Source organism: Streptomyces sp. NPDC048291, from assembly GCF_043201715.1.
Classification (GTDB): Bacteria; Actinomycetota; Actinomycetes; order Streptomycetales; family Streptomycetaceae; genus Streptomyces.
Genome location: NZ_JBICZC010000007.1, coordinates 474,792 through 493,006 on the forward strand (window position 1 = coordinate 474,792; position 18,215 = coordinate 493,006).

Annotated in this window: 19 protein-coding genes, 1 tRNA gene and 1 pseudogene; 8 read left to right on the top strand and 13 right to left on the bottom strand. The window is 67.6% G+C overall.

Features of this window, described 5'->3' with window-relative positions; genetic code table 11:
• Positions 1 to 50: 50 nt before the first annotated feature.
• The 7 genes and pseudogenes from ACGF5O_RS21625 to ACGF5O_RS21655 form a co-directional block, all read right to left on the bottom strand.
• Entirely contained in the window at positions 51 to 758 is a 708-nt protein-coding gene (locus tag ACGF5O_RS21625) for a hypothetical protein (RefSeq protein ID WP_393811466.1), read from the bottom strand.
• A gap of 76 nt (positions 759 to 834) precedes the next feature.
• Positions 835 to 933, bottom strand: a pseudogene (locus ACGF5O_RS21630) (GntR family transcriptional regulator); the annotation flags it as partial.
• A 697-nt stretch (positions 934 to 1,630) separates the two neighbouring features.
• Positions 1,631 to 2,881: a formamidase gene (gene fmdA, locus ACGF5O_RS21635; protein WP_393811467.1), complete on the bottom strand. Its 1,251-nt coding sequence runs from the start codon at positions 2,879 to 2,881 to the stop codon at positions 1,631 to 1,633.
• A gap of 24 nt (positions 2,882 to 2,905) precedes the next feature.
• Positions 2,906 to 3,544 (bottom strand): AmiS/UreI family transporter, encoded by a 639-nt coding sequence (locus ACGF5O_RS21640; RefSeq protein ID WP_393811468.1) that lies wholly within the window; start codon positions 3,542 to 3,544, stop codon positions 2,906 to 2,908.
• A gap of 189 nt (positions 3,545 to 3,733) precedes the next feature.
• Complete coding sequence (locus tag ACGF5O_RS21645; RefSeq protein ID WP_393811469.1) at positions 3,734 to 4,006, bottom strand: FmdB family zinc ribbon protein; 273 nt, start codon at positions 4,004 to 4,006, stop codon at positions 3,734 to 3,736.
• Between the two features lie 158 nt (positions 4,007 to 4,164).
• On the bottom strand, positions 4,165 to 4,542 hold the full coding sequence (gene crcB / locus ACGF5O_RS21650) for a fluoride efflux transporter CrcB (RefSeq protein WP_393811470.1): 378 nt from the start codon (positions 4,540 to 4,542) through the stop codon (positions 4,165 to 4,167).
• A complete protein-coding gene (locus tag ACGF5O_RS21655; RefSeq protein WP_393811471.1) occupies positions 4,530 to 5,006 on the bottom strand; it encodes a fluoride efflux transporter FluC in 477 nt (158 codons plus the stop codon). The genes crcB and ACGF5O_RS21655 overlap by 13 nt, the downstream gene beginning before the upstream one ends.
• A 126-nt stretch (positions 5,007 to 5,132) precedes the next feature.
• Between ACGF5O_RS21655 and ACGF5O_RS21660 the strand changes: the two genes are divergently transcribed.
• From ACGF5O_RS21660 to ACGF5O_RS21670, 3 genes are all read left to right on the top strand, one after another.
• Positions 5,133 to 6,314, top strand: coding sequence for an NAD-dependent formate dehydrogenase (locus ACGF5O_RS21660; RefSeq protein WP_393811472.1), 1,182 nt, complete (start codon positions 5,133 to 5,135; stop codon positions 6,312 to 6,314).
• 225 nt (positions 6,315 to 6,539) lie between these two features.
• Complete coding sequence (locus tag ACGF5O_RS21665; protein WP_217555020.1) at positions 6,540 to 6,962, top strand: hypothetical protein; 423 nt, start codon at positions 6,540 to 6,542, stop codon at positions 6,960 to 6,962.
• Positions 6,963 to 7,320: 358 nt separating this feature from the next.
• Positions 7,321 to 8,097 carry a hypothetical protein gene (locus tag ACGF5O_RS21670; RefSeq protein WP_393811473.1) on the top strand — a complete coding sequence of 259 codons (777 nt, stop codon included), beginning with the start codon at positions 7,321 to 7,323 and terminating at the stop codon, positions 8,095 to 8,097.
• A 164-nt stretch (positions 8,098 to 8,261) separates the two neighbouring features.
• Here ACGF5O_RS21670 and ACGF5O_RS21675 read toward each other — a convergent pair whose 3' ends face one another.
• Together ACGF5O_RS21675 and ACGF5O_RS21680 are read right to left on the bottom strand one after the other, a co-directional pair.
• A complete protein-coding gene (locus tag ACGF5O_RS21675; protein ID WP_393811474.1) occupies positions 8,262 to 9,227 on the bottom strand; it encodes a hypothetical protein in 966 nt (321 codons plus the stop codon).
• 203 nt (positions 9,228 to 9,430) lie between these two features.
• Positions 9,431 to 10,342 (bottom strand): helix-turn-helix domain-containing protein, encoded by a 912-nt coding sequence (locus tag ACGF5O_RS21680; protein WP_393811475.1) that lies wholly within the window; start codon positions 10,340 to 10,342, stop codon positions 9,431 to 9,433.
• Positions 10,343 to 10,482: 140 nt separating this feature from the next.
• On the opposite strand from ACGF5O_RS21680, the gene ACGF5O_RS21685 reads away from it, so the two are divergent.
• The 3 genes from ACGF5O_RS21685 to ACGF5O_RS21695 all read left to right on the top strand — a co-directional run bounded on the left by ACGF5O_RS21685 (position 10,483) and on the right by ACGF5O_RS21695 (position 12,019).
• The gene (locus ACGF5O_RS21685) at positions 10,483 to 10,983 is read left to right on the top strand and encodes an SRPBCC family protein (RefSeq protein WP_393811476.1); all 501 of its coding nucleotides are present in this window, start codon (positions 10,483 to 10,485) and stop codon (positions 10,981 to 10,983) included.
• 463 nt (positions 10,984 to 11,446) lie between these two features.
• Positions 11,447 to 11,782 (top strand): hypothetical protein, encoded by a 336-nt coding sequence (locus ACGF5O_RS21690; protein WP_393811477.1) that lies wholly within the window; start codon positions 11,447 to 11,449, stop codon positions 11,780 to 11,782.
• 90 nt (positions 11,783 to 11,872) lie between these two features.
• Positions 11,873 to 12,019 carry an integrase gene (locus ACGF5O_RS21695; RefSeq protein WP_393811478.1) on the top strand — a complete coding sequence of 49 codons (147 nt, stop codon included), beginning with the start codon at positions 11,873 to 11,875 and terminating at the stop codon, positions 12,017 to 12,019.
• Positions 12,020 to 12,261: 242 nt separating this feature from the next.
• Here the strand turns inward: ACGF5O_RS21695 and ACGF5O_RS21700 are convergent, their stop codons facing one another.
• On the bottom strand, positions 12,262 to 12,432 hold the full coding sequence (locus ACGF5O_RS21700; RefSeq protein WP_393811479.1) for a hypothetical protein: 171 nt from the start codon (positions 12,430 to 12,432) through the stop codon (positions 12,262 to 12,264).
• A 586-nt stretch (positions 12,433 to 13,018) separates the two neighbouring features.
• On the opposite strand from ACGF5O_RS21700, the gene ACGF5O_RS21705 reads away from it, so the two are divergent.
• Positions 13,019 to 13,210, top strand: a complete 192-nt coding sequence (locus tag ACGF5O_RS21705) for a hypothetical protein (RefSeq protein WP_393811480.1) — start codon at positions 13,019 to 13,021, stop codon at positions 13,208 to 13,210.
• A gap of 370 nt (positions 13,211 to 13,580) precedes the next feature.
• Here ACGF5O_RS21705 and ACGF5O_RS21710 read toward each other — a convergent pair whose 3' ends face one another.
• Together ACGF5O_RS21710 and ACGF5O_RS21715 are read right to left on the bottom strand one after the other, a co-directional pair.
• Positions 13,581 to 16,331, bottom strand: coding sequence for a KGGVGR-motif variant AAA ATPase (locus ACGF5O_RS21710; protein ID WP_393811481.1), 2,751 nt, complete (start codon positions 16,329 to 16,331; stop codon positions 13,581 to 13,583).
• Between the two features lie 13 nt (positions 16,332 to 16,344).
• On the bottom strand, positions 16,345 to 16,767 hold the full coding sequence (locus tag ACGF5O_RS21715; protein WP_393811482.1) for a hypothetical protein: 423 nt from the start codon (positions 16,765 to 16,767) through the stop codon (positions 16,345 to 16,347).
• A 69-nt stretch (positions 16,768 to 16,836) separates the two neighbouring features.
• Here ACGF5O_RS21715 and xerC point away from each other — a divergent pair, with 69 nt between their 5' ends.
• Positions 16,837 to 17,922, top strand: coding sequence for a tyrosine recombinase XerC (gene xerC, locus ACGF5O_RS21720; protein ID WP_393811483.1), 1,086 nt, complete (start codon positions 16,837 to 16,839; stop codon positions 17,920 to 17,922).
• A gap of 47 nt (positions 17,923 to 17,969) precedes the next feature.
• Here the strand turns inward: xerC and ACGF5O_RS21725 are convergent.
• Positions 17,970 to 18,070 (bottom strand) — tRNA-OTHER (locus tag ACGF5O_RS21725).
• Between the last annotated feature and the right edge of the window lie 145 nt (positions 18,071 to 18,215).

Below are 18,215 nucleotides of genomic sequence, written 5' to 3' on the forward strand. Positions count from 1 at the left end.
AGGGAGACCTGAGATGTCATCCGCGCGGCACACGGTGCGGCATTGCCGCTCTACCCTTCGCCGGTGCCGTCCGCATCGTCCATCTCGTAGATCCTCGTGCGAAGTTGTTCACCGGCCCAGTCCAGCCCGGCGCCGAGGTCAAACCAGCGCCGGTCTTTGCGGGCTTCGGGCCGTGAGAGGTTCACCGCGGCCCAGGAGAACACCCCCAGGAGGATGGAACGCCCGTGCTGCGTTGCGCGCACCGACAACGCAAACGGCGCGGCCAGTGCCGCCCGGGTGACCAACATGACCTGCTCGTCCTCGGAATGCCGGCGCCCACCCGTGAGGAACCGGGGCGTTTCAAGGATCTTGACCCACTCGACCACCGCGTCCGCCACCTGAGCGCGCAAGGACTCTTCGATGCCCTTGCGGACGGCGGTCGCGGGATCGTCGCCGAGCCAGCCAAGCCAGTGATCGGGACCAGTGAGCTTGCCGAAGTCGTCCTGCGGCACCCCGTGACGGGGATTCTCCTGGTACTCACCTGTCAGTTGCCCGCTGCTGTCCACCAACCACGCGCCACGGATCGCCTCAGGAGGTACGTAGCCGTCCGGGTCGTCGATATACGTCGGGTCGATCTCGGCGACGCTGCCACCGGGATTCTCGGCAGCCGCAGCCACGAGCGCCGGATCGTCCGGTATGGCCTTACGCCGGCCTCGCGAGCCGAAGAGCCCCATGTTTCCCCCACCGTTGCCCGCCCAGTCGAGCGCGGTGTGCCGCACCGCGCATGATCGTATGAGGGGGGTGCGTGACGGTGACGGGTGGGTGGGGATTTCCGAAGAAGCGTCATCAACAGGGCTACCGGCTGATCGGGACCTCACAGACGGTCTCGCAGTCAGCTGCGGGCACCACGATGCCCGCCGTCTCCACGGCCCGCCCGTCGTCGCTGCAGTACGACCCCGGCGACTGAGCGGACCCACCCTCGGGCAGTACGACGAGAGAGTGCCGACCGTGTGGTCGCTCGGCTGGACCCGCCCGAAGCTCCGTACCCCGGAAGCGGCAGACCGCTGGACGTGGCTGATCGTCGTCGCGCACACCCAGCTCGTCTTGCCCGGCCGCTCGCGGGGGACGTCCGCCGCCTATGGGAGAGGCCGGTGGAACCGAACAGGCCAGGGCCGTGCTCGTCGGCCTGCGAGACCTGCGGGCCCCCGCGCGACAGGTGCACGCCGAGAAGTTCGGCCTGGCCTGAACCGGAATGCTGAATCCGTTCCGGAGACGACCGTACGGCGCGCGGGGCAGCGGCCGGCGAGGTCGATGAGGCCTTGGTCGCGCGGCCGGCCGTTCCCATCAGCGGCTCGCCGCCGGGCGGTCCTCTGGCGCGGCGCTCCAGGATCCCGGCCAGGACCGCACTCCACGCCTACGCCGTGCCGCCGCACGCTGTGCACCGTGTCCTGCCGACGTGCGACGCGGGTGTATCGCTGGACGGAGTGCCGTCCCAACCTGCCGAGAAGACGATCCACGACGTTGACAGCCTGAAACTTGGTGAGTGGCCACTGGACCGGCTGCCCGACTGATCCTCCGCAGCGCGCGGCGAACGGCGCTGATGCGGCTGCGGCCCCGCGGCCCGGACCGCGGGGCTGCAACCGGGATCAGGTCAGGCCGTGGCCAGCGCGCACTGGCCTCGGTCGGCCTTCGTCGGTCCGGCGGCGCTGGGACGGACCTCGAAGTCGAACATAGCGGTAGGCACGTACAGCGAGCAGCAGGCGTTGGGGATGTCGACGATGCCGCTGATACGTCCCTCTATGGGAGAGGAGCCGAGCAGCAGGTAGGCCTGCTCTCCGCTGTAGCCGAACTTCTTGAAGTACTCGACGGCGTTGAGGCAGGCCCGGCGGTAGGCCAGCGTCGCGTCCAGGTAGTAGTTCGTGTCCGTGTCGTGGTCGACGGAGATTCCGATGAAGGTGAGGAACTCCGTGTACCTCGGCTCGACGTTGCCCGGAATGAACACGGGGTTGGTGGAAATGCCATAGGTCTCCATGCCGCCCTTGATCAGGTCGACGTGGAAGTCGATGAATCCGCCCATCTCGATGGCGCCGCAGAAGGTGATCTCTCCGTCGCCCTGACTGAAGTGCAGGTCGCCTCCGGAGAGCTTGGCGTCCTTGACGTGTACGGGGTAGAAGACCCGCGAACCGCGCGTGAAGTTCTTGATGTCGTGGTTGCCTCCGTTCTCGCGGGCCGGCACCGTGCGTGCGCCTTCCGCGGCGATGCGCGTGGCGAGGTCTCCGGTGGCCGTGCCCGCGAGTGCGTTGGTGCTGTCCGGCGGTACGGCGAGTGGCGGGACCCGGTTCGGGTCGGTGTCGATCAGCGCCTGCTCGCGAGCGTTCCAGCGGGCGAGCATCTCGGTGGACGGGGCGGTTCCGAACAGCCCGGGGTGGGTGATTCCGGTGAAGCGGATCCCGGGAAGGTGGCGGGAGACGGCCTGCTGTCCGTGGAAGTCCCATACCGCTTTGTAGGCGTCCGGGAAGTAGTCGGTCAGGAAGCCTCCGCCGTTGGCCTTGGCGAAGATGCCGGTGTAGCCCCAGCCCTGTCCCGCCGCGTCCCCGGTCTGCTGCGGCACGGGGCCGAGGTCGAGGATGTCGACGACGAGCAGGTCGCCGGGTTCGGCGCCCTCCACGCCTATCGGGCCGCTGAGCATGTGGGGGATGGTCAGGTCGATGTCGCGTACGTCGTTGGCGGTGTCGTTGTTGCCGACCTGGCAGTCGGTCCAGTCGCGGCACTCCATGCGGAACTCCGCTCCCGGCTTCACCATGGCGACGGTGGGGATGTCCGGGTGCCACCTGTTGTGGCCGGGCACGGCCTGCTCACGCATCGACTTGCTGTGGTCCACGCTGAAGAGGATTTCAGGCATGAGAACTCCTAGATTCTGATCCGGTCACGTTGGCGCGCCCGCACCTCCGACCCGCGGAGCCGCTGGGGTCGGCCGGGGCGTTCTGTGGGTGCGCGGCCACAGCCCCGCGAACACCACGACGCCGAAGACCGCCAGTGCGATGGCGATCTCGGTGGGGTGCTTCCAGTAGCCGGAAAGCAGCAGCCCGGCGGGAATCACACCGGTGACCCAGCCTTCGATCGCCGTGACCCACCCGGTATAGACCTTGAGGTCGTCCTTCTTGAGACCGAGCAGCAGGAAGAACAGGAACCACAGGTAGGCCCAGTAGAGCCAGATGACCCCGAAGGGGTAATCCTTCAGGAGTCGGAAATTGACGAACGAATATCCCAGGGCGGCAATTGCCACAAACAGCGAGTAGTAGCCGACGCCGGTGCTGTCGAGATCGGCGAGCAGGCTGACACCTACATAGAGGTAGGTGAACCCGAAGAGGTAGATGCCGGACGCCGCCAGGATCTTCATGGGGTCGTCGTTGGCGGTGAAGATAAGGTAAGTCGGCGTCAGTACCTGCAGTGCGCCTATGAAAAGGTTGAACACCGCGCCGGCTCGGGTATCGACCTTCCCGAGCAGCAGCAGTCCGTTCATGAAGAGCACCGCACCGACAAAGAGCAGTCCCACGTTTCCCACGGGGACACACCTCCTCAGTCCGCGTGGGGAGTGGAATCGCGTGGCGCCGGAGCCGCTGATGAGCCGCCGGGGACACGGCCCCTCCAGGCCCGCGTTGCGTGATTCCGCAATCCGCACACCGCTATGGGAACGACGTCGTGTTCCGGTGCCGAACCCACATGAGACGTTCTGCCTTGCCGACCACCACCTTCAGGGACGCGGCAGCCGCGAGAGCGCGGGGTGCGGTCGCACCGTTCTGCGTGGCGGCAGTTGGGAGACCACTGCCGGGGCCTCACGCGCCTGCTCCTCCCGGGCATGGAGGGCGGTGACCGCTTTCGAGGTCAGCGTGATGCCGGGCGAGGAGTACACACGTCTCGCAGCGCCTGTACATTCAGGACAGCCGTATGTGCTGGGTGCCGTCCCGATCGCCAACCTCACGTCGAAAGGCCCACATCGGCTGCACAGATATTCGTAGGTTGCCATCAGCAGCCTCCGCGTGCCGGTGGACGCCGGAAACCCGAGTGCCCGTTCGCGCACCCGGCCAGCGCACGCCACAGCGCATTTCCTACCTTCAAGGAGACGTCTCGTAAATCCCGGTGTCAAGTACCGGACGACCGGGCATGGACCTTCTCGTGGCAGCCTCACAGCGACCCGATGGTGAACGCCGACGCTGCCGCCGCAAGCCCCACCGAAATACTCGAAACGGCGTACAGCAGGGATTTGCCGACCAGCCCTTTGTCGCACAGGTGGACCAGCTCGTAACTGAACGTGGAGAACGTGGTAAAGCCGCCGCAGAAACCGACGCCGCCGATGGTCACGACCTCTTCCGGCAGTGCGTGCCGTGCGCCGAGGCCCACCAGCAGCCCCAGCACGAACGAGCCGGTCACGTTGATCAGCCAGGTGCCGCGCGGGAACGCGCCCGGGCTGCGGTACTGCACGTACTGGTCGAGTACGTAACGCGCGACCGCCCCGACGGCGGCCGCCGCCCCGACGGCCGGCAGGATGATCACCGTACCCACCACCCGTACCTGCGGGCACGCCCTCGCCGCGCGTCGAGCCGACTGCGCCGGGCCGCTGTCAGCCTGCCGACGGCCAGGCCCAGAACGGTGGCGGCCAGGCCGGCGAAGAGGCTCCCGAAGATGTTCAGCGCCGCGGCCGTGCAGTGGTCGTGGCCCAGCAGCCGATCGGTGTCGACCATCCAGGTCGAGAAGGTGGTGAAGGCGCCGAGGAAGCCGACGGCGGCGAACGGCCGCACGTACCGGGTCGGCGGCCAGATCTCGAACACGTACACGAGCAGCAGCGCCAGCAGGAACGCCCCGGACACGTTGACGGCGAACGTCGTCCACGGAAACGCCGCCCCGGGCACGGGGAAGGCCAGCACCAGTGCGTAACGGGCCGTCCCGCCCAGCAGGCCGCCCAGTGCGACCGCCGCCAGGACGCCCCCGCGCAGACGTGCGCGGAACGGCTCCCGAACTTCCGTCACCGACCCCATCGAAATAGCCGCATCCCTGTCCGCCGGAACACCTCCCCATTATCCCAGGGCATTGCAGTGGTGACGCAAACTCGACTAAAATTCAAGATCATCGGTGTTCCACCGATGGAGGACGTCATGGCAAAAATCCTTGCGGTGCTCTATCCGGACCCCGTGGGCGGTTATCCCCCCGACTACGCCCGCGACGAGATTCCCACCATCAGCGGCTATCCGGGCGGTCAGACCGCGCCGACCCCGCAGGCCGTCGATTTCACCCCGGGGCACCTCCTCGGCTGCGTCTCAGGAGAACTGGGGCTGCGCCGGTTCCTGGAGGACCGGGGTCACACGCTGGTCGTCACGAGCGACAAGGAAGGAGCGGACTCCACCCTGGACCGCGAGCTTCCGGACACCGACGTGGTCGTCTCGCAGCCGTTCTGGCCCGCCTATCTGACCACCGAACGCATCGCCGCGGCCCCCCGGCTCAGACTCGCGATCACCGCGGGGATCGGGTCGGACCACGTCGACCTGCCGAGCGCCATCGCCCACGGCATGACCGTGGCCGAGGTGACGTTCAGCAACAGCATCAGCGTGTCCGAGCACGCCGTGATGCAGATTCTCACCCTGGTGCACAACTACCTGCCGGCCCACGAGTGGGTGACCGCCAAGACGGGCTGGAACATCGCCGACAGCGTCTCGCGCGCCTACGACCTCGAAGGCATGGACGTCGGCGTCCTCGGCTCCGGCCGCATCGGCCAGGCGGTGCTGCGCCGCCTCAAGCCGTTCGACGTCAGGCTGCACTACTGCGACGTGCGCCGGCTGGCCAGGGAGGTCGAGGAGGAACTGGAGCTGACCTGGCATCCCGACGCCCGTTCGCTGGCCTCCTCGGTCGATGTGCTCTCGATCCACACCCCGCTGCATCCGCTGACGCAGAACCTCTTCGACGACGACCTGATCGGGACCATGAGGCGCGGCTCGTACATCGTCAACACCGCGCGGGCGCTCATCGTCGACCGGGACGCCGTGGTGCGGGCTCTCGACAGCGGCCGACTGGCGGGCTACGCCGGTGACGTCTGGTACCCGCAGCCGCCACCGCCCGACCATCCCTGGCGCACCATGCCCCACGAGGCGATGACGCCGCACGTGTCCGGGTCGACCCTCTCGGCGCAGGCGCGCTACGCGGCCGGTACGCGGGAGATCCTGGAGTGCTGGCTCGACGGTCGCCCCATCCGCCCGGAGTACCTGATCGTCGAAGGGGGTGCGCTCGCCGGGACGGGAGCGAGTTCCTACACGGTCGCCGGACGACCGACACGGGCGGGGTGACCGACACGGACGGGGTGACGTCCGGTGGGCAGGAAATCAGCTGCAGATTGAATAGAAGATCCACCACCCGGCTGTGAGCCGATTCACCCAACATTTACTGGACGGGTCCGGGTGAAAGCCTTAGCGTCCATAAATATAGAGTTTTTCGTTATGCGGAGATTCCGGCGCCGCGCCTAATCTCTCATAAGAAGACCAGGCGAACGCCGGGAAGGTGGATCAGTGAGCATGGACGCAGTGTGGGTCCGGGGCGTGACCGGCATTCAGATGCATCACGTGACCGACCTTCAGGACGCCGGCAGGTTTCTGGGCAACGCAGCGATGGCACTGCGGGCCGCGCACGTAAGGACCGGCGCCGACCGGTACTCCGGGATCGCTGCCGAGCTCAAGGCTCTGGTGGAGCGAGTGCGTGAGCTGGAGGACGAGGCACGGTCGAGCATGCACGAGCTGCACTCCGCCGACCCCGAACGGTTCGTCCGCTGCCGGGACGGCCACGAGCCGTGGCCCGGCGAGATCCCGGCGGGATTCATCCCGCGCCACACCTGCAAGGACGAGTGCCTCTACCACGACCGCCAGGTCCTCGACGCCATCATGCAGTGCACCTGCGGGCGACCGCCGTGCCGGGCCTGCGAGATCGGCGGGAAGCTCTGACGAGCCCCGGCGCTCCCATGGCCGAGCCAGATCGGGACACCGTCTGATCACGTACGGTCATGGCCACATGTGTTCCGCCGGGATGTCCTCCTGGCAAGGCATCAGCTGCTCGTGCGGCGGGCGGGAGGAGGTGCCTGTCCGGTGGCCCGCCGGGTCGTGCCCAGGACTGACCCAGCAGTTCGGCTCCTGGTCCGACGCCCGGCAGGGGACGGCGAGGGCATCGTCGTCAGCATGACGAATCCGAGGACGTCCCCGGCCGTCCCGGCCCCAACGATCGGCGCCCGACTGCGTGGCGCGCTGCCTGTGGAGCGGTCGGAGGCCACCGGCTTCCCCGGACGCTGGGTGGGGTGGCACCGCCATGCTGCTCGGCCCCCTCCTGATGCTGACCGGCGCGCTGCTGCGGGCGCGCTTCCACTTCTTCCTCCCCGATTTCTTCCTCCCCGATCAACTCGCCGCGTACGAGCGGCACCCCACCCTGAGGGCCACCGCGTACGGCCTCTTCGCCGCGGGCAACCTGCTGCTCTGGCCCGCTGTGGCGGTCGTGGCCGCACGGATCGGGGCGCGGAGTGCCGGCTGGGGTCTGTGGGGCGGGGTCCTGGTGATGTCCGGACTGTTCGCCCGCGCCTTCCACGCGGGGGTGGACCATCTCGCCTTCCAACTGGTGCGTTCCCAGGGGGTCGAGCCCGCCACCGAAGCGGTCTCCGCCGGCTACGGCGCCTTCCGCGTCTTCGCCACGCCGAACATCGCCATCCTCGCCGGGTGGATCGTCCTCGCCCTCGGCGCCTGGCGCACCCGGGTGGAACGTCCCGGTCGGCAGCCGCTCCTTCGCCGAGGGACCGTACGGGGCGTTCACCTCGCTGCACCGGACCCGGCCCAGCACCCTGCTGATCGCCAGGGTGTGGGGATCACGCCCGTGCGGGCCCCGCTGGAGGAGGCGACTGGTCACGTCGTCGTCCTGTACCGGGCGCGCAGCGAGGCCGACGCTGCACCTGCTCACCGGCAGAACCGGCGAGGGCGGCACCCCAACGTTCGGTCCGGGCAGCCTGCACCGACTGGACCCCGGCATCACCGAACGCCACGTGTGCGCCTGTGGCCCGCCCGCCATGACCGGGGCCGGGGTGCGCGCCACGGCTGACGTCTCACGTCGTGCGACGTGCACCCCGGAACTTACGGTGGACGTGTCCGCGTCGCCTTCTGAACGCCCGGCGGGCTGTCCCCCACAGCTGGGCGTTGCGATGCCGCGTCGGTGCCGGTACCAGCACCGACGGCGTTCACCCGGGCTCTCCTGTTGCTGCTGCCCTACCTGGCCAGGCGGGCGAGGACCAGGTTGGGATCCTCGGCGGTGTTCCAGGCGGCGCTCAGCACGTAGACGGTGTCGCCGTGCAGGGCGATGGACGTGGGGCTCTGCAGACCGTCCGCCGAGCTCAGCACGGTGGAGTGGCTGCCGCCGGGCTGGACGAGCGCGACCTCGTTCGACCCGTCCAGGGCGGCCAGGAACTGGTCGCCGCGGCCGGTGAAGGCGATGTCGTCGATTCCGGGCATGCCGTCGGCCCGAGTCTGCGCCTGGCCGGCGCGTCCGCCCCTCAGGACGGGGATGCGCAGGACGGTGCCCCGGTCGAGGTTGGTGGCCCAGACCGCGCCGTTGTGGACCTTCAGCCCGTTGGCGCCGAGGAAGCCGGCGGGGGCCAGTTCGGGGGCGGTGGACCAGGCGGTCGCGGTGCCGCCGGTGGTGGGCACCTTCCAGATGGTGCCGCGCACGGAGTCGGCGATGTAGAGGGTGTGGGTGCGCGCGTCCAGCGCCAGTCCGTTGGGCAGGCCGTCCGCCGGCAGCGCGGCGATCCGTTCCGGTCGGCCGCCGGGGCGCATCCGCCATACGCCGGTGAGGTCGGCGGTGCCGGTGGCGTACAGGAAGTAAAGGGTTCCGTCGTGGGCTCGGGTGATGCCGACGGTCAGTGGGAAGCCGAGAGCGGGGGTGTGGACGCCGCCGTCGGCGGGTTCGGGCATGGTGGCCAGGATCCGGACGGTGCCCTTGGGGGAGACCTCGGCGATCTGGCGGGCCTTGGCGAAGGTGACGTACGCGCGGCCGCCCGGTGCCAGGGCGACGTTCTCCGGTGTCCGGCCCTGGGCCAGGTCGAAGTGCGCGGCGATCCGCGCATCGCTCAGCGGCGCGGAGGCGGCGGAGGCGGGAGCGGGGTTGAGCACTGTCGCAGCGGCGGCGACCAGTGCGCCGACCGCCGCGGCGGATATGGAGAGCTTCTTGAACATGGCTTCTTTCTCGTCTTCTTTCTCGTCTTCGGGCTGTTTTCAGGCATGCGGCGGCAACACGCCGACGCATGAGCCGGGGTAGGCGGGTTGTGCCTGCGGGGTGGTGTCCCGAGGGAGCCTTGAGACAAGGCGGGGCAGGGTTGGGGCTCGGGCAGAGGACGGATGTCGGCTCGTTGAGGCAACGCCCGGTGATGGTGTGGGTGTCAGCCCCTGTCGGCGCGGGGCCGTGGCTGCACCGCGTCGGAGGACAGGCCGGCCCGGGCGGCGCACTCGCCGGTGGCCTGGGCGAGCAGGGTGAGAGCGGCCCGCGACGGCGAGCCCGCCTCTGTGGTGGCGACCACGACGACGGGACCTTGCCCGCTGCTCATGGTCTGCTGGATGACGGTCAGCGGCCCGACCAGCGGATGGCGCATCTCGTATTCGGCGACGGCACAGGCCTTGACCCGGTGGTCGGCCCACATCGAGGCGAACTCAGCACTTTTCGCGGACAGTTCGCCCAGGAGTGCGTGCAGTGCCGCGTCCTCCGGACACTGGGCCGCTACCAGGCGCAGGTTGCCGACCACGGCCCTCGCTTTGCTGGGCCAGTCCGCGTACAGGTCACGGACATGGCCGTCGAGGAACACCAGCCGGGCCATGTCGGGACGTTGCGCCGGCCGGTCAGGGGCATCGAAGTCCAGGTGCCCGGCGAACAGCGCATGGCCCAGGCGGTTCCACGCGAGCACGTCGCTGCGTCGGCCGAGCACGATGGCGGGAACGTCGCCCAGTACCTCCAGGAACTGGCGCAGCGCCTCCGGCACCCGTTCCGGCGCCGGCCGCCGCCCCCGCGTGCGCCGCCTGTCCACTCGGGCCAGGTCGTGCAGGTACCGCCGCTCGGACTCGTCCAGCCGCAGCGCCCCGGCGATCGCATCGAGAACCTCGGGCGACGCGCTTTGCGACTGTCCCTGCTCCAGCCGGGTGTAGTAGGAGGTGCTCACCCCCGCCAGCAGCGCCAGCTCCTCGCGCCGAAGCCCCGGCACCCGCCGGCGCTCCCCGTAGGTGGGCACCCCGATGTCCTCCGGGCGCAGCTGGGAGCGCCGCGTCTGCAGGAAGTCTCCGAGCTGCGTCTTTCCGTCCATGGCTCCGAGTATGGGCCGCCACACGACACCCGGCCTGACCCAGCTGTGGATAGGAAACGGCGGGTCAGGTTCCCCGCCCGCATCCCCGATGAAGTGGGAGGCACCGAATCCGGCACCCCGCGCTCACCCAGGAGGCCACCTTGAGCACCACCACCGAGAACGCTCCCTTCGAGGGGCTGGACGCGGCCGACTTCGCCTTCACCAGGCGCACGTGGGTCGACGCCGCGCCCGCCCTCGTCTACGAACTGGTCAGCGAGGTGTCCGCGATCAGCCGCTGGAGCCCCGACGCCGACGACGTCGCTTTCGACCCGGATGCCGGCCCCTGGGGCGGTGCCTGGTTCAGCGGCCGTAACCGCAGGAACGGCGAGGTGTGGACCAGCCGCTCCCAGATCGTGCGAGCCGACCCCGGGACGGCTTTCGGCTTCGTCGTCGGCGGCGCGGAGAACGGCATCGTGCACTGGGAATGGACCCTCACCCCGCAGGGGCGCGGAACCGTCGTCCAGCAGTCCTGGCGACTGCTCCGCCTCGATCCGGTGCTGGGCGCCACCCGCGCCGACCTGGATGCGCTCCGCCGTCACATGACGGTCAGCGTCGAGAGCACCCTTGTCGCCCTCGCCGAGTGGCTCGCCGAAGAACGCTGAGGACGACACACGCTCCGGCTGCGGATCTCCGGCCGCCCATCCTCGTACCGAACAACTGCCCCTGGGGGAACGGTGACCGAGGCCAGCCCACCGCCGATGCCGTCGTACAGTCCGGCACCACCTGAGAAGAAGTCCCGCACCAACCTGATCACCGTGGCCTCAGCCGCCGCCGTCATCGCGGCGGTCGCAAGCGCCGCCGGTACGGGGTGAGCGTGCGGTCGGCGACCGGTCCGGACGGCCGACTGCTGTGGATCTCGCCGGCATTACCCCGCCGGTCCGCCTGGAGGCAATCCAAAAGAACGTTTCGGACGTACTGGAAGTAGGTCGCATTCTGGGAGTGCGCACCCGATCGGCCGGTCCAGTACAGCGGGATCTTGGATGCGGGACGTGCTCCGCAGCTGCAGCCATCCATCTCGTGCCACCGAGAGCCGCGCGAGACGTCGGAAGGAAGGGCGTATCCATCATGCGAGCACAACGCGCAAGACGTCTCGGCGCGACGTTCGCTGCCGGCATTCTGATGGCCGGCGGCGCTGCGATCAGCGCAGCCGGCACGGCCGCAGCAGCCCCTGCCGTGCACACCCAGGCGCCCACCAATTGGTGCTTCGGCAACAACGACTGGCGCTGCTCCGACCACGGCGGGTTCCGCTTCAACCACCAGGGGTTCTGCTTCAATCACCCGGGGTTCTGCTTCAACAACCGCTTCGACAACCGCTTCGACAACCGCTTCGACAACCGCTTCGACAACCGCTTCGATCACCGAATCGTCAACGGGAGCATCGTGATCATCGTGCTTCGGTAGCGGTCACCGCAGTTACACAGGGGCACGCCCGTCCTGGGCGTGCCCCGAGCCACTCAACACCCTCCTCACAACGGCAGGAATCGCGCCCACGTGGTGATGGAGATCTTCGGTCACTTCCGGATCAACGCCACCATGAACGTGTACACGCACGGCGGGCAGGAGACCCGGCGTGCGGTCATGAACCACATCGGACCGACTGCTCAGAAGGCCCCGGTCGCCAGCGCCCAGCGCCGTTGATGCCCGACGCGGCTGTCCGAGGCCCCGGACATGATCGCTCCGTGGTCTCTGACCTGGTGCCCCCGGCAGGATTCGAACCTGTGACACCCGCTTTAAGGAGCGAGGCTGGTCGGGAGCTGGGTTGGCCTGCGGGCTTGCTGTCCTGGGCGGCTCTGCTGTCGGGTGCCTGGGAGCGCCGGAGTTCCCCGTGAGTCCCCGCCCGATCTGGCACGCGTGTGGCACGAACGACCTGGACGTGGCGCTCAGAAACTGCGGACGATCAGCCAACCCGCAATGCCGAGCACCGCCAAGTACCCGCCTATGGAGATCGCCCTGCCGAGGTTTTCCCGGCCAGCACCTTCAATCCACCGACCTGTGAGCCCGACGGCCGGTGCACCGAAAACGATCAACAGGATGCCGATCAAGAAGTCCATGATTCCCCCCTCGTTTCGATCGCTCCCCAGCGATCAGGAGCGTGATCGTAGAGCCCAGAGCCCACTGCGACCAGCCCCGCCGGCGTCTGTGTGGGAGCTCCCTCATGCCTCGGCCTTCTCGTCGTGGGCGCGCGTTGGCGCGGCCCGTCGGAGCGGGCCGAAGGCAGGAGCGGCGGCGGAGCGGAGCCAGGAGCGCGCCCGGCGGAGCGGAAGCGCAGCCGGGGCTTGATCGCCCCGCGCTACCACCTCCTCGTCCTCCTTGCGGCCTTCACCGGACCGCGGTTCGGCGAGCTGGCATCGCTCCGCCGTCGCGACGTCGACACGGACCAGGCGGCGCTCATGGTCCGGCGCTCCCAGGCGGAAATGCAGTCGGGAGCTCTGTTCGACAAGACGCCGAAGTCGGATGCCGGCGTCCGGCCGGTGTCCTTCCCGACCGAACTCCTGCCGGACGCGAAGCGGCGTCTCGACGTCTTCGCCGGGCGTGGTCGTGACGGGCACGTCTTCCTCGGTCCCCAGGGCGGTCGGCTGCGGCGGAGCAACTTCCGGGACGACTGGATCCGATGCCAGGAAGGATGCCGGGGGCACGGTGGATGCCCATTTCCACGATCTTCGGCACACGGGGAACACGCTCGCCGCGTCCGGCGCGAGCCTGCGTGAGCTGATGACCAGAATGGGGCACCGCACTCCCCGCGCGGCGCTGATCTATCAGCACATGGTCAACGGCCGCGACCGCGAGATCGCCGATCGGCTCGGCTCGGCTCGGCTCGATGATCCGTAAGGAGCGGGGCGATGCGGACTCGTAGCGGGCCATCTGGCACATGTGTGGCACGGCCGTGATCACGGCAAAGGGCCAGTTCGAGGGGATCACGCCCCTGAACTGGCCCTTGGTCGTGTGCCCCCGGCAGGATTCGAACCTGCGACACCCGCTTTAGGAGTTTCCTCTGGGCAGGGCTGTGACCTGCAGAAACGCTGGCTCTAGTACGTCTGGCCTGGAGAAACACTACTCCGTAGTTCTCACGTGTTCGTGGCGTTTTTCATTGTCATGTGTGCTACATCCGTTCCGCAGGCCAGCCTGCCTGTGTGTCCTACAGTCGTAGACCTTGTGGTAAAGCGACGTCTTCGCGACTGGCCGGACACTTTCAGTGCTGTCATCGTCGCCACAGCACCTTGGCTCTGCGCTCGCTTCCGAACCCCAGACCGTGTCGGTAGATCTCGGCAACCCAGTAGCGACCATCGTTGCCTCGGGCGAAGACCCCGGAGTCCACGAGGAAATCCGCTTCCTGAACTGAGATCTCCACCTCATCCAATTCGAAGGGCACCGTCACTGGCTGGCGTACCTGCTGTAGTCGGCTCAACAGCTCGCCGACTTCCTGATTCTCCTGCTGAATCGAGTCGATCTTATTTGTGCTGCAGGCGAGCAGCGCCTTGCGCATGGCCCCGGGTACCAGCACACGGTCTTCCCATGCTGTCTGGGGAATCGACAACTGAGCTGCCTCGGATAGAAACACGACCACGTCCCTGGCTTGCACCTGATCATTGAAATCTCCGAGGGCAGCGGGCACCCAGAGGTGAGAACGTGCTTCCTTGGACTTCTCTGTTCCCATCTTCCAGCCCCACACTGGGATGAGGGTCTCAACGAGGTTGTCGTACGACAGCTCAGTGATCTGGGATTCATCCACGGGTGTAGGCAGCGCGCCAGCGTGAGCGGTTACCCACAACGCGAGCCGCAATGCCTCTTCCTTGTCCCAGCGCAGCGCGTACGGCTCGTACCGAGCCAAAAGCTGCCCACTGTTCTGGCGCACAGCCCGCGTCACCAGGTCCTGACGGACGAAAACCACCAGCCCAAGAGGACGCCCCCGCAGCGAGCGCAGCCAGGCGAGAACGTCGATCAGCAACACGCGCAGTGCCGTGCGCTTGGACTCGTTGTCGAGCGACTGCAGCAGGTCCTCAAGCCCGTCGATGACGAACACAGCCCGCGCTCGCTTGCCCAGGTCGGTCAGGGCGGCTTCCGCACTGCTGCTGTCAGGTGGCCGTACGCCTGCCGCGATAGCCAGGCACTCAAGCCACAAATGCCGCCATTGAAGATCGTCCTGTGCATCGAGCGTTGTGAGGCCCGTCTTCAGCCGGTCCTTGATTTCCTGAGAGGTAGCACCGTGGCCCGACTCCTCGCTGTGTCCTGCCACGAATGCATCACGCAAGTCCTGTGTTGTTACGTCGTCATACTCCAGGCTGTCCGACTCAAGCACTGGGACCACAGGCACAGTTAGTTGAACGCCCTCGATGCCGGACTGCTCGGCAAACCTGTCCCACGACTGGGCTGCACATGCCTTCGCGTACATGAAGGTCTTGCCTGCACCTTTGGCACCCACCACGAGCGCTACGGGCGGCTCTGTACGGTGATCTCCCAGCAACCTGCGCAGCGGATCGGTAACTAGGAAGCCACTGGCCGACGACATGCCTTCTCGTTCGGCATAGATGAACCGTCGAGCGGTGTCCGCTAGTCGGTTACGCAGCGTGGTGTGGTCGACAGCCTCCGGCAGTTCCTCTGAGGCAGGGGCAGCCGGAGCGACCAGAGTGGGCACAATCGGCTCTAGGGCCTCGGCTACTTTGCTGCTTTCCAGCACTCGCATCACAGCGTCCCAGGAGGAGGGGAGTGCGAGTAGCTCTTCTCGAAACGGACTGAGTAGTGGCTGGGAAAGGAGGTCGGTGTCTACTTCACCGGTGTCGTCGGGCTCAGTGCCTGGTTCGGTGGCCGGCCGCCTGAGCGACGCGAAAAGCGCGCTGCCCAGTTCATTACGTGCGCGTTCCGCCTGGTCCTCGTGCACATCCTGCCGGTACTGCGTGATGATCACAGAGCTTGCCGGATCAATACCCTGCAGGGTCGGTGCCTGGCGTCCCAGTTGCCGCAGCAGTCTCTCGGTTCCGGCGAGCGATTGGTGGCTCAGGGTGGTGACGAACACGCGCTGGACCCGGGGGTCAAGCAGAACTGGGGCGGACAACTCGGTTGCTCCCGCACGCAGGTCGATGACGATGGTGTCTGCGCCGACACGGGCGGCGAGCGCCACGAGTGCTTCGGTCAAGAAGTACGGGGAGCGGCCCGGTGTGAGCAGATCCGCTGGGTCGATCCGGGGTGGGCCAAGCAGTGGCCTTCGGCTGGTCGGGACCACGGTCACGCGCCCTCCACTGGCATACCGACCGACCTGCTGATTTGGCAGGTAAGCGGCGGCGATGTCCACGGCCGCCGACCAGCTGCCGTCCTCGGCTCCCTGCAACAGGGCGAGCAGGTCCTCATAACAGAAGTCGAGCTGCCCCCCTTGGGCTCTGTGCATCCACGTGATTCCGGGGGCCTCAAGATCGGCGTCGATCAGCAGGACGCTCCCGCCGCGCTGGGCCACGGCGTCAGCCATGGCAACCGCGTGGACCGTGCGTCCGACTCCGCCCTTGAATGAATGGAATGCCACTAGCTGTACGTCGCCAGCAAAGGACTCGTCGGCCGGCCTTTCCAGCGGGTGCGCCAGCTGCGGAGTGATGTGCTTCTCCCGCAGCAGCGGGACACGTCGCGGCTGGTTTAGGTTCTCCGGTTCGGGGCTGAGCACGATGGGCAAGCCAACAACCTCAGTCGCCCTCGGATCGTCGAGCGCCAGCACCAGCGTGGAGTCGCGCCATTCGGCCGAACCTGTTCCGAAAGCTTCGTCCAACCATTGCTTCACTTCTTCGGGGTCCGTACCAGGTGTGACAACGAGCTCTAGGCCGTCCCACCAGCCATCCGCCGCTTGCAGCCAACGCGGCCACCGGCCCGCTACTGCTAGGAGAGCCAGGTGCTCTTCCACGTCCACCCAAGTGAAGAGATGCTCGGGGGGAGCCAGCCCTTCCAGATCAGTTAGCTCGGCCACGACCATGTACTCCTACCCCTTAGTCCTGCTCGCACCAGCTGATCAGAGCGCGAAGCGCTTCCTGGGCTTCCTTCTCGTCCGCCGGGTCAAGCTTTGCACCATAGCGCCATGCCTGATGTAGATCGGCCAGGGCGACGGAGCCACGCGTGGGCGGGTGCATCTTGCGACTCTGAAGCCGGTCGAGGTGCGCACCAATGACCCGAGGCAGCCGCAATTCCTTGGCCAGTTTGCGAAGGTCGTGGGTGGCATCCAAAGCCGCAGAGTCGCGGTGCCCCTGCCGGACGAGCAGCCGCTCCTTGAGCCCGCACTCGGCGGCGTAGAACAGGAGGAGACAGACCGTGGCCACGTCTCCAAGCGCGCTGTTCGAGTCAACCGCCTCCGCTGAGTCGCGCAGTTGATCTCGTCTTCTCTGGAGCGCTTTGACCCCCACCTGAAGCACCATGGGGCCATCCTGTCACCACTGTGCTCAGGTTCCCTTGGGTCGACGAAGGGCCAGCTTCTCGTTCCGGAGATGTTCGAGGTCAATGTCGAGATCGACGAAGGCAATGTCCCCCGCCGTGAGGTGATGAAGGCGCCCATCGAGGAGATGGAGCCCTACCGCCGCACCGTGGGTCCGGCCATACGCCAGTTCGTCCGCTCCACCCTGCGGGCCGCAGTCAACGCTGCGATCGCCCAGCAGCTCATCACCTTCAGCCCGGCCGCCCACGTCGAGCCGGATGCGGGCAAGCGGCCCAAGGCTCTCGTGTGGACCGAGGAGCGCATCCTCCACTGGAAGCGCACCGGCGAGAAGCCGTCGTCAGTGATGGTCTGGACGCCGGAACACACCGGCCTCTTCCTCGACCACGTCGCGGAGGACCGCCTGTACGCCCTGTTCCACCTGATCGCGTTCCGCGGACTGCGACGGGGCGAGGCGTGCGGACGGAAGTGGACCGACACCAACCTGGATGCCGGTCTCATCACCGTCGCCAAGCAACTCGTCGTGGACGGCTGGGAGGTGTACGAGGACGATCCCAAGACCGACGCTGGCGCGCGGACCATCGCGCTGGACTCCGACAGGGTCCAGGCCCTCAAGCAGCACCGTGCCCAGCAGGACAAGGACCGCGAAAAGTGGGAGAGCGCCTGGGCGGAGACCGGACGCGTCTTCACCAAGGAGAACGGCGAGTTGCTCCACCCCGCCAACGTCACGCGACGGTTCATCGAGCTGTACGAGGAGGTCGGCCTCCCGCCGGTCTGGCTCCACGATCTGCGCCACGGTGCCGCGACCCTCGCCCACGCGGCCGGGGCCGACCTGAAGGACATCCAGGAGATGCTCGGCCACTCCTCGATCACCATCACGGCCGACACGTACACAAGCCTGCTCCCCGAAGCGGACCTGGCGATCGCCGAGGCCGCGGCCCGGCTCGTCCCGCGCGCCCCCGCCACCTCCGAAAACATCGCCCCCGAAGCGGCACCCGAACCCGGCGACGCGGAGAAGCCCGGCCCGGAGTCCGTGCCGAACGGTGCTGATCCGTTGGGAGAAATTTCGGAGATCAACTCTCCGTCCGCTCACGCACCGCTCACGCAAACGGCCCCGGACCAGGAGTCCGAGGCCGAATAGAACCCCTCCCTGGGAGAGAAGTCCCAGGTCAGAGCGGTAACGCGCTGTGCCCCCGGCAGGATTCGAACCTGCGACACCCGCTTTAGGAGAAAGACAAGATCGAGTTTGGGGGCGGTGGGGCGAGAGCGGCTCGACCAGCCTCGATGGCGGTGAGGTGTCTCCACCGACCTCGAAATAGCCTCTGACCTGCACGGATGGTGTCCCGGTGAGTCCCAGGCAGTCCCTGTCGGTCCTCCGTCGTACCAAGCACTACGTCCCCGCACTGTCCCCACCAGGACCTCGTGTCCCCGTTC

Excerpts from the sequence above, each read along its gene's own strand:
- ACGF5O_RS21700 (WP_393811479.1), bottom strand. The coding sequence starts at position 12,432 with ATGGACTTCTTGATCGGCATCCTGTTGATCGTTTTCGGTGCACCGGCC.
- ACGF5O_RS21645 (WP_393811469.1), bottom strand. The coding sequence starts at position 4,006 with ATGGCAACCTACGAATATCTGTGCAGCCGATGTGGGCCTTTCGACGTG.
- ACGF5O_RS21715 (WP_393811482.1), bottom strand. The coding sequence starts at position 16,767 with ATGGTGCTTCAGGTGGGGGTCAAAGCGCTCCAGAGAAGACGAGATCAA.
- fmdA (WP_393811467.1), bottom strand. The coding sequence starts at position 2,881 with ATGCCTGAAATCCTCTTCAGCGTGGACCACAGCAAGTCGATGCGTGAG.
- ACGF5O_RS21675 (WP_393811474.1), bottom strand. The coding sequence starts at position 9,227 with ATGTTCAAGAAGCTCTCCATATCCGCCGCGGCGGTCGGCGCACTGGTC.
- ACGF5O_RS21665 (WP_217555020.1), top strand. The coding sequence starts at position 6,540 with ATGGACGCAGTGTGGGTCCGGGGCGTGACCGGCATTCAGATGCATCAC.
- ACGF5O_RS21680 (WP_393811475.1), bottom strand. The coding sequence starts at position 10,342 with ATGGACGGAAAGACGCAGCTCGGAGACTTCCTGCAGACGCGGCGCTCC.
- ACGF5O_RS21670 (WP_393811473.1), top strand. The coding sequence starts at position 7,321 with ATGCTGCTCGGCCCCCTCCTGATGCTGACCGGCGCGCTGCTGCGGGCG.
- xerC (WP_393811483.1), top strand. The coding sequence starts at position 16,837 with ATGTTCGAGGTCAATGTCGAGATCGACGAAGGCAATGTCCCCCGCCGT.
- ACGF5O_RS21690 (WP_393811477.1), top strand. The coding sequence starts at position 11,447 with ATGCGAGCACAACGCGCAAGACGTCTCGGCGCGACGTTCGCTGCCGGC.
- ACGF5O_RS21710 (WP_393811481.1), bottom strand. The coding sequence starts at position 16,331 with ATGGTCGTGGCCGAGCTAACTGATCTGGAAGGGCTGGCTCCCCCCGAG.
- ACGF5O_RS21660 (WP_393811472.1), top strand. The coding sequence starts at position 5,133 with ATGGCAAAAATCCTTGCGGTGCTCTATCCGGACCCCGTGGGCGGTTAT.